This is a genomic window from Actinomadura latina NBRC 106108, from assembly GCF_001552195.1.
GTDB lineage: Bacteria > Actinomycetota > Actinomycetes > Streptosporangiales > Streptosporangiaceae > Spirillospora > Spirillospora latina.
On record NZ_BCQS01000026.1, the window covers coordinates 177108 to 185886 of the forward strand.

Annotated in this window: 8 protein-coding genes; 5 read left to right on the forward strand and 3 right to left on the reverse strand. The window is 72.3% G+C overall.

Translation table 11 applies throughout. From position 1 onward, the window contains the following. Positions 1-286 precede the first annotated feature (286 nt). Genes AL2_RS27880 through AL2_RS27890 form a run of 3 tightly spaced genes read left to right on the forward strand, consistent with a single transcriptional unit; the run spans position 287 to position 3294 of the window. Positions 287-2503 (forward strand): SpoIIE family protein phosphatase, encoded by a 2217-nt coding sequence (locus AL2_RS27880; protein ID WP_157438413.1) that lies wholly within the window; start codon positions 287-289, stop codon positions 2501-2503. Between the two features lie 21 nt (positions 2504-2524). Continuing rightward, the gene (locus tag AL2_RS27885) at positions 2525-2881 is read left to right on the forward strand and encodes an STAS domain-containing protein (RefSeq protein WP_067638677.1); all 357 of its coding nucleotides are present in this window, start codon (positions 2525-2527) and stop codon (positions 2879-2881) included. A gap of 44 nt (positions 2882-2925) precedes the next feature. Further along, entirely contained in the window at positions 2926-3294 is a 369-nt protein-coding gene (locus tag AL2_RS27890) for an ATP-binding protein (protein WP_067638735.1), read from the forward strand. 114 nt (positions 3295-3408) lie between these two features. Here the strand turns inward: AL2_RS27890 and AL2_RS27895 are convergent, their stop codons facing one another. Together AL2_RS27895 and AL2_RS27900 are read right to left on the reverse strand one after the other, a co-directional pair. Then, positions 3409-4758 carry a class II 3-deoxy-7-phosphoheptulonate synthase gene (locus AL2_RS27895; protein ID WP_067638680.1) on the reverse strand — a complete coding sequence of 450 codons (1350 nt, stop codon included), beginning with the start codon at positions 4756-4758 and terminating at the stop codon, positions 3409-3411. A 204-nt stretch (positions 4759-4962) separates the two neighbouring features. Further along, on the reverse strand, positions 4963-5973 hold the full coding sequence (locus AL2_RS27900; RefSeq protein ID WP_067638682.1) for a sigma-70 family RNA polymerase sigma factor: 1011 nt from the start codon (positions 5971-5973) through the stop codon (positions 4963-4965). Between the two features lie 131 nt (positions 5974-6104). Here AL2_RS27900 and trxA point away from each other — a divergent pair, with 131 nt between their 5' ends. Both trxA and AL2_RS27910 read left to right on the forward strand, forming a co-directional pair. Next, a complete protein-coding gene (trxA, locus tag AL2_RS27905) occupies positions 6105-6458 on the forward strand; it encodes a thioredoxin (protein WP_067638684.1) in 354 nt (117 codons plus the stop codon). Between the two features lie 132 nt (positions 6459-6590). Further along, the gene (locus AL2_RS27910) at positions 6591-7424 is read left to right on the forward strand and encodes a putative RNA methyltransferase (protein WP_067638686.1); all 834 of its coding nucleotides are present in this window, start codon (positions 6591-6593) and stop codon (positions 7422-7424) included. Here the strand turns inward: AL2_RS27910 and AL2_RS27915 are convergent. After that, a complete protein-coding gene (locus AL2_RS27915) occupies positions 7362-8045 on the reverse strand; it encodes a hypothetical protein (RefSeq protein ID WP_245666993.1) in 684 nt (227 codons plus the stop codon). The genes AL2_RS27910 and AL2_RS27915 overlap by 63 nt on opposite strands. Positions 8046-8779: the final 734 nt, after the last annotated feature.

Sequence of the window (8779 nt, forward strand, 5' to 3'; positions counted from 1 at the left end):
TCCTTCTCCGGGCCCCTCCGGCTTCTGGGCCCTTCCGGCCGCACCTGTACTCTACGTCGCCGGGCCGCGGCCGGCCCCTTTCGCGGGGACGGCCGTGAACGGGCGTCGATGACCGTGCATCCGCGCTTGTAGTCTTCGTGTTACGGTCTGTCGTGTCGTGGCGGGGGCCGCGTTCACCGAGGCCGGACGTATCGCGGGGCCCCGGTTCACGGCGCACGTGGCCGCGCGGCCGGCCAGTCTGTCACGATGGCCGGACCCGGTAGTGACTTCGAACAAGGGATGACGGTTGGATCGGCAGACGGCCTCGGCGACCTTCCCGTCCGCCGCCGCGGCGGTGGCGGACGCGCGCCGGTTCGTCCGCAAGGTGCTGGCCGACTGGGGGATGGACGAGGTCGCGGACGACGCCGTGCTGGCCACCAGCGAGCTAGCCACCAACGCGATCGCCTACGCCGGGACGTCGTTCGAGGTCTCCTGCCGGCTGGAGGACGGCGACATCAAGATCGAGGTCCGCGACCGGCACCCCACCCGGGGGATCGAGATGCCGGGCGTCACCGCCTCCAGCGGGCGCGGGCTGCCGTCCATCGCCCGCCTCGCCGTGTCCTGGGGCGTCTCCTACGACCGCCGCACCAAGGGCGTCTGGTTCCGGCTGGCCAGGCCCGGCGCGGCGTCCGGCGCCGAGCCCGGCACCGCCGCGCCCTCCGGGGAGGACTCCGAAGCCCCCGGCGACGGCCCCGCCGCCGGGCGCGCACAACCTGAACGCGCCGCCCGCGACCAGGCCCGCGACGGCGCCCGCGCGCAGAGCCTCGGGGGAGACGTGGGCGACATCCCCGTCGCCGGAGACCGGCTCCTGCGCTCCCCGGCCGCCGTGGAGGCCATGGAGGACGGCGTCGCCACCGTCCGCGAGGCCCTCGGCGCCGAGGGCGCCGCCGTCCTGCTCACCGAGCGCGACGGCCGCATGATCATGGGCTCGTCCGCCGGCACCGCCGCCGAGATGCCGCTCGGCGAACTGTCGGTGGCCGGGCTCGGCCCCGCCGCCCGCGCCGGCTCGCCCTGGGTCGCATCCGGCGCCGACCCGACCGCCACGGCCCTGCGAGCGCGCTCCCTGGCCGCCGCGCCCCTGGAGTCCCAGGGACGTCTCACCGGCGTCGTCGTGGCCGTCTCGTCCATTCCGGGCCGCTTCGACGAGGCCGACGGCGCCCGGCTCGGCCGGCTCGCGGACGAGATGTCGCTCTCCCTGGAGAAGGCCAGGGTGGGCGAGCTGGAACGGTCCTGGCGCGGCTGGCTCAGTTTCGTCGCCGAGGCCAGCGACCTGCTCGCCGGCACCCTCGACCAGGAGCGCACGATGGCCCTGGTCGCCCAGCTCGTCGTCCCGCGCCTGGCCACCTGGTGCGCCGTCTACACCGTCACCGAGGCCGAGCCCGACCGGCTCGCCTACGTGTGGCACGCCGACGAGAACCGCGCCGACGGGCTCCGCGAGCTGCTGGAGCACGCGGGCGCCGCCCCGCCGATGGACGGTCCCGGCCCGTGGAGCGGGCTCGCCGCCGCCCCGCCGGAGGTCCGGGCCGCCGTCGGCGACACTGCCGCCGACCAGGTCTACGCCTTCCCCCTGATCGCCCGCGGCCGGCGCATCGGCACCATCGTCATCGGCCGCCCGCCCGGCGACCGCTTCCCGCGCAGCGCGGTCGAGCTGGCCGAGGAGCTCAGCCGCCGCGCCGCGCTCGCCGTCGACAACGCCCGCCTCTTCTCCGCGCAGACCGCCATGAGCAGCGCCCTGCAGCGCAGCCTCCTGCCGCCCGGCATCCCCGAGATCCCCGGCCTGGAGGTCGCCGTCGTGTACGAGCCGGCCGGGGAGGGCAGCGAGGTCGGCGGCGACTTCTACGACGTCTTCGAGAGCGGCCCGCGGCCCGGCGGCCCCGCCTCGGCGTCCCGCTGGCGGTTCGCCATCGGCGACGTCTGCGGCACCGGCCCCGAGGCGGCCGCCGTGACCGGCCTCGCCCGGCACGCCCTGCGCATCCTCGCCGCCGAGGACATGTCCGTCCCGGACGTGCTGACCCGGCTCAACCGGCTCATCCTCGGCGAGGGCGAGCGCGGCCGGCTGCTCACCCTCCTGCACGGCGAGATCGCGGCCCGCCGCCGCGACGGCGTCCGGATCCGGCTGACCAGCGCGGGGCATCCGCTCCCGCTCGTCCTCGACCCCGGCGGCAACGTCCGCGAGGCGGCCTCGGCGCAGCCGCTGCTCGGCGTGTTCGACGGTGTGGAGTTCCACACCGACACGGTCGACCTGCGCCGCGGCGAGGTGCTGCTCTGCGTGACCGACGGCGTCACCGAGCGGCGTTCCGGGACCCGGCTCCTCGGCGACGGGGACGGCCTCGAACGGCTGCTGGCCGGCTGCACGGGGCTGAGCGCGGGCGCCGTCGCCGCGCGGATCCAGCGCGCCGTGCGCGACTTCGGGCCCGAGCCGTCGAACGATGACATTGCCCTCATCGTTCTACGGGCGTCATGATGGAGACCAACAATCGGTAAGGTGGGGTGGCGTGGGGCTTGCCTTGCACACGACACGACACGACAGGACGGCCGCGCGACGATCGCCGCGCGCGGCTCCATCGACCTGCACTCCTCCGAAGAGCTGCGCACTCGGCTGACCGAGCTCGTGGACGCGGGCGAGCGAGCGGTCGTCGTCGACCTCGCGGCGGTCGACTTCTGTGACTCCTCTGGATTGAACGTCCTCGTCCGGGCGTACAAGCACGCGCGCGCGCAGAACGCGACGCTGACCGTCACCGGCGCCTACGGCCGGGTCGAGAACGTGCTGCGCACCACCGGGCTCGACCGCTTCCTGATCGAGGGCCCGGCGGCGGAGGAGGCACCGGCCGATGGACGGTGAGGAGAGACGATGAAGAACGGCGAGCGGGCGGAGTGACCGACCCGATGACCGAGACCACACTGCGGGCGGCGCCGCAGACGGAGGCGGTGGAGTACGCGCGTCGCCTCGCCGCCCGCACCATGCGGACCTGGGCGCTGATGGACCGCGAGGAGCTCGTCACCGCGATCGTGGCGGAACTCGTCGCCAACGCCGTCCGGCACGCGGGTACCGCACTGGAGTTGCGGCTGCTGCGCGGTTCCGGCCGCGTCCGCGTCGAGGTCCGCGACCGCGCCGCGCAGCTGCCCCGGCTGACCGTTCCCGGCCCGCTGGACGAGTCGCACCGCGGCCTGTTCATCGTCGACCGGTTCGCGAACTCCTGGGGCGCCGACCCGGTGACCGGCGGCAAGGTCGTGTGGGCCGAGGTCGACATCTGACGGTACGTTCCACGCTGAAACGTACCGTCGCGCATTATCTCCGCTGGGAGCGCGTCCACCGCCGGCCCGCCGGCCGGTGAACGCGCCCCGCTCCGGCTCGAACCACCGGACCGGTCAGGCGGACTCGCGGTACAGCTCCGCCACCATGAACGCCAGGTCCAGCGACTGGCCCCGGTTGAGCCGCGGGTCGCACGCCGTCTCGTACCGCTGGTGCAGATCGGCCTCGGCGAGCCCCTGGCCGCCGCCGACGCACTCGGTGACGTCGTCGCCGGTGAACTCGATGTGGATGCCGCCCGGGTGGGTGCCGAGCGCCCGGTGCACCTCGAAGAAGCCCGCCACCTCGTCCAGGACGTCGCCGAGCCGGCGGGTCTTGTGCCCGCTGGGCGCCTCGAACGTGTTGCCGTGCATGGGGTCGCAGATCCACGCGACCGGCGCGCCGCTCTGGTGCACCTTCTCGATCAGCGGAGGCAGCGCGTCCCGGATCCTGCCCGCGCCCATCCGCGTGATGAAGGTCAGCCGACCGGGCTCCCCGTCGGGGTTCAGCCGCTCGATCAGCGCCAGCGCGTCGTCGGCGGACGTCGTCGGGCCGAGCTTCACCCCGATCGGGTTGCGGATGTGCCGCAGGAACTCGACATGCGCCCCGTCCAGCTGCCGGGTGCGCTCGCCGATCCACAGGAAGTGCGCGGAAACGTCGTAGGGCAGGCCGCTGAGGTGGTCGATGCGGGTCAGCGCCCGCTCGTACTCCAGCAGCAGCGCCTCGTGGCTGGAGTAGAACTCCACCCCGTGGAACTCGTCAGGGTTCGCCCCGCACGCCTTCATGAACGTCAGCGCCCGGTCGATCTCGGCCGCGAGCTGCTCGTAGCGGCGTCCCGCAGGGCTCTTCTGGACGAAGTCGCGGTTCCAGGCGTGGACCTGGCGCAGATCGGCGTAACCGCCCTTGGTGAACGCCCGGCACAGGTTCAGCGTCACCGCCGAGCAGTGGTAGGCCTTCAGCAGCCGGTGCGGGTCGTTGCGGCGGGACGCGGAGTCGAACGCGAACCCGTTGACGGCGTCGCCCCGGTAGGCGGGCAGTTCCACGCCGCCGCGCACCTCCACGGGCTTCGACCGCGGCTTGGCGAACTGGCCCGCCATCCGGCCGATCTTGACGACCGGCACACTGGCGGCGTAGGTGAGCACGACCGCCATCTGCAGCAGCGTCTTCAGCTTGTTCTTCACCGCGTCGGCGTTCGACCCGTCGAACGTCTCGGCGCAGTCGCCGCCCTGCAGGACGAACGCCTCACCGCGCGCGACGTCCGCGAGCTGCGCCTTCAGCTGGTCGCATTCGCCGGCGAAGACGAGCGGCGGCTGCGACGCCAGTTCGGCGGCGGCCGCCCGGACCTCGTCCGGATCGTCCCAATCGGGCTGCTGGAGGGCGGGGAGCAGGCGCCAGGCGTCGAGGTCCCCGGTTGCGGCGGATGTACTCACGCGGAAAAGGCTATGGCACCGCCCGCCCAGCGAGGGACGGTGAGTCCCTCCGCAGCCCTCCGCAGCGGCGATGCCGGCGGGCGTGTCGCGGGCGATCCTGAGTGTTCTCGCATGCTGAGCCGCGGCCGGGAACGCGAATCGGGCCGCCCCTCTGCCGGGGCCGCCCGATTCGCGATGATGCCGGCGTGTGCCGCGCGGGTCCGGTCAGGCCGCGCGGCTCCCGGCGGCCGCGGGTTCCCGCTCCCGGGCGGGACCGGGCGCCCCGGTCAGGGTCCTGCGGCCGCTCAGATCGGTCTCGTTCGCCAGCTGGCGCAGCCGCCGCAGCGAACGGTCGGTGATCTGCCGCACCCGGTTGTGGCTCAGGCCGTACCGGGCGCCGATCTGGGCGTACGACAGCGGCTGCCCGCTGTCCATCCCGAACCGGGCGCGCAGGATCGCGGACTCGCGTTCCGGCAGCCGGTCGAGCAGCCGCGCGAGGCCCTCGATGTCGTCCAGCGCGAGGATCTCCGCCTCCGGCGTGACGGCGTCCGGGTCCTCCAGGAGGTCGCCCATCGGCGTCTCGCCCGCTTCGTCGACGGTCGCGTCCAGGCTCGCCGGGTCGCGCCGCCAGCGCAGCAGCTCGTCCACATGCTCGGCTTCGGCGCCCAGCGTCCCGGCCAGCTCCTCCCGGGTCGGCTCGCGGCCGAGTTCCCGCCCGAGCTGGCGCTCCGCGCGCCGCAGCCGCGAAAGTTCCTCCTCCACATGGACCGGCAGCCGGATGGTGCGGGCGGTGTGGCTGAGCCCGCGCCCGATCGCCTGCCTGATCCACCATGTCGCGTACGTGGAGAACTTGAAGCCGCGGCGGTAGTCGAACTTCTCCACCGCGCGCATCAGCCCCAGGTTCCCCTCCTGGATGAGGTCGATGAGGGGCAACGAGTCGGTCGGGTATTTCCGGGCGATCGAGACCACGAGCCGCAGGTTGGCCTCGACGAAGCGCTGCTTCGCGCGCAGCCCCGCCGCGGCCAGCTCCTCCAGCTCCTCGCGGGTCGCGCCCTCGGGCGCCCTCCCGTCCTCGAGGAGCTGCTCGGCGTACAGGCCCCCTTCGATCGCCTTGGCCAGATCGACCTCCGCCTGCGCGTCGAGCAGGGGGGTACGGCCGATCCGGTCGAGGTACGCACCGACAAGATCCTTGTCGGTGACGTCGACCCTGTCGCCCTTGGTACGGGTTGCAGCCATCCTGACCCTTCTCCGGTGCGATCTCCCTTAGCAGGACAACGCTAATTACCGCTCTGTGATTCCCGGGCGGGGAATACTGCGAGGCTGTTAGCCGCTCTACGACCTGATACCCCGACTGAGGAGAAACCGACATGGCGACGGTCACACTGACCGCTGAGAACTTCGACAAGGTGGCTCAGGCCGAAGGCATCGTGCTGGTGGACTTCTGGGCGGAGTGGTGCGGCCCGTGCAAGCGCTTCGCGCCGGTTTACGAGAAGTCGGCGGGCAAGCACGAGGACATCGTGTTCGCGAAGGTCGACACCGACTCCGAGCCGGAGCTGTCCGAGCGGTTCGGGATCAGGTCGATCCCCACGCTGATGGCGATCCGGGACGGCCTCATCGTCTTCGCCGAAGCGGGCGCCGTGCCCGAGCCGGTGCTGGAGAACGTGATCGAGCAGGTCCGCGGCCTCGACATGGAGGACGTCCGCCGGCGCGCGGAGGCCTGACGCAACCGGCGCCCGCTCCGCGTTGCACGTACCCGTCGTCCTGTGGACGGCGGGACGTCGGGCGAGCGGCGAGCGGGCAAAGAACCGGGTGGTGACGCCCGAGCCGCCGCCCGGATGGACGATGATGGACGGATGCTCGCCGATGTCGTCCCATACCTGGTGTGCCCCGTGTGCGGAGCCGACCTCGAACTGGCCGGCGGCGGACTGCGCTGCCCCGGCGGGCACGCCTTCGACATCGCGCGGCAGGGCTATGCGAACCTCCTGCCGGGCAACGCCCGTCCGGGAACGGCCGACACACCGGAGATGGTCCGGGCTCGGGACGACTTCCTGAAATCGGGCCATTTCGACGCGCCCGCCGACAGGCTGGCGAGGAGCGTCTCCCGAGCCGCTCCTCGTTTCGTCGTCGATGCGGGCGCCGGAACCGGGTACTACCTGAGCCGGATACTCGACCGGTCGACCGGCGCGGTGGGGCTGGCGCTGGACATCTCCAAGCACGCCGCCCGCCGCGGGGCCAAGGCCCATGCGCGGGCGGGCGCCGTCGTCGCCGACCTCTGGCGCCCGCTGCCGCTCCGGGACGGCGCAGCCGACACGATCGTCAACGTCTTCGCACCGCGCAACGCGGCCGAGTTCCACCGGGTCCTCCGCGACGAGGGGCTCCTGTTCACCGTCACCCCGTCGCCCCGGCATCTCGGCCCACTCGTGGAGCCCCTCGGGCTGCTCTCGATCGACGAGCGCAAGACCGAGCGCATGGACGCCGCGCTCGCGGGCTACTTCAAGTTCGATTCGCGCCAGGAGATCGAGGCGGAAGCCGTCCTGACCCATGACGAGGTGGCCACCCTCGTGGGGATGGGGCCGAGCGCGCACCACGTCCCGGCCGAACTGCTCCGGGAGCGGTTGCGGCAGCTACCGGACCCGCTGCCGGCGCCGCTGTCCTTCGTCCTCTCGACGTACCGGCGGCTCATGTAGGTCGGCGTCCATGCGCTGCGTGAGTTCGAGCAGCACCTGCGGCACCTCGCCGGGCTCCGTCACGTCCTCGGCCCCGGGCACGTCGACCGTCTCGTACATGAACGAGACGGAGACGGAGCGGGCCGTGGCGCTCAGCAGGAGCCGCTGGAGCGCCTGGCCGGCACGGAGCCATTCGGCGGGGGAGTCACCGCGCGTGGTGAGAACCGCCCATCGGCCGCTCGTCAGCCGTTCTCGAGGAAGCAGGTGAAGCGTCGCCCCCTCCAGGCGGGCGGCCTCGCCCAGCTCATTGACGACGGGGAGTGCGGGCCGCATGCCCGATGCGGGACGGTGAGCGGGGAAGGGCTTCAGCGTCGCGGCGTACACGAGGCGCTCCTCGCGGGTCACCCGATGACGTCCGGCCAAGCGCACCGAGGCGAGGACCGATGGACGTCCCGTATCGGGAAGCAGCCGGACCACGGCCGCGTGCCCGAGCTGAGCGGCGGCCAGCCGGAGGTTCACGAGTGCGGCGCCGCTGCTGAGATGCAGACCCCGCCCCGCGGGATCGTGCATGGGCCGGAACCTGTCCGGATCGGCGTGCAGCTCGACCAGGCCCGGAACCACCTTGAACCGCCAGGCGTGCACGTCATGGATCGTGGGCCCCATGGTCGCGGCGACAACGAGACGTTCTGCGGAAGCGCGGATGGCGACGGGCACATTCACGAGGTGTTCCTCCTGACCTCGGCCGAGTGTCGTGCCGGGAGCCACAACTGCCCGCCCTCGGACGCCTGGACGCCGACTGGACGAGTTGTCTGCGCACGCTACCTCACTGTGACCCGATGCACGTAGTGCGTGAATCGCGAGGTCAGCGGGGTTGATGGTGTGCTTGGGTGACAACTTTTCGCGAGTGACGCCTGTGCCGCGATTTGACGGTGCCCACGACGGACCTTAATGTCTCTCCTGCCTCGGGAGATGCGGGACGCCAGATGGCGGCCGATCTCGAGGAAGCCACCAGGAATAGCCCCGTTCGCGCGGGGTTGGATCTGCGTGGCGGCTCCAGGTGGGATGCAGGACGCCGAACGTCGGCGGCCGGCCCGAGGGAGGGATGGACCTCCGAAAATCGGTTCGAGCGGCGCTCGGGCTGATGTAGGATGGGCTCAAAGCCAGAACGGGATGCAGGACGCCGAGAGGTGGCCGGCCCGCAGGGCGTCTCCTACGGAATGATCATTGCCAGGTCTTGGGCCTGGGGGTGTGTCGTCTCCGCGGGGACCTGGGTCGCCTCCGACTGTCGAAACGATCTTCGCGGATCGGGTTGACAATGGGAGCGGAGCAGGTAAGTTAGAAGGGTTGCCCCGGAGCCGGGGTCCTGCGGGAGCGGG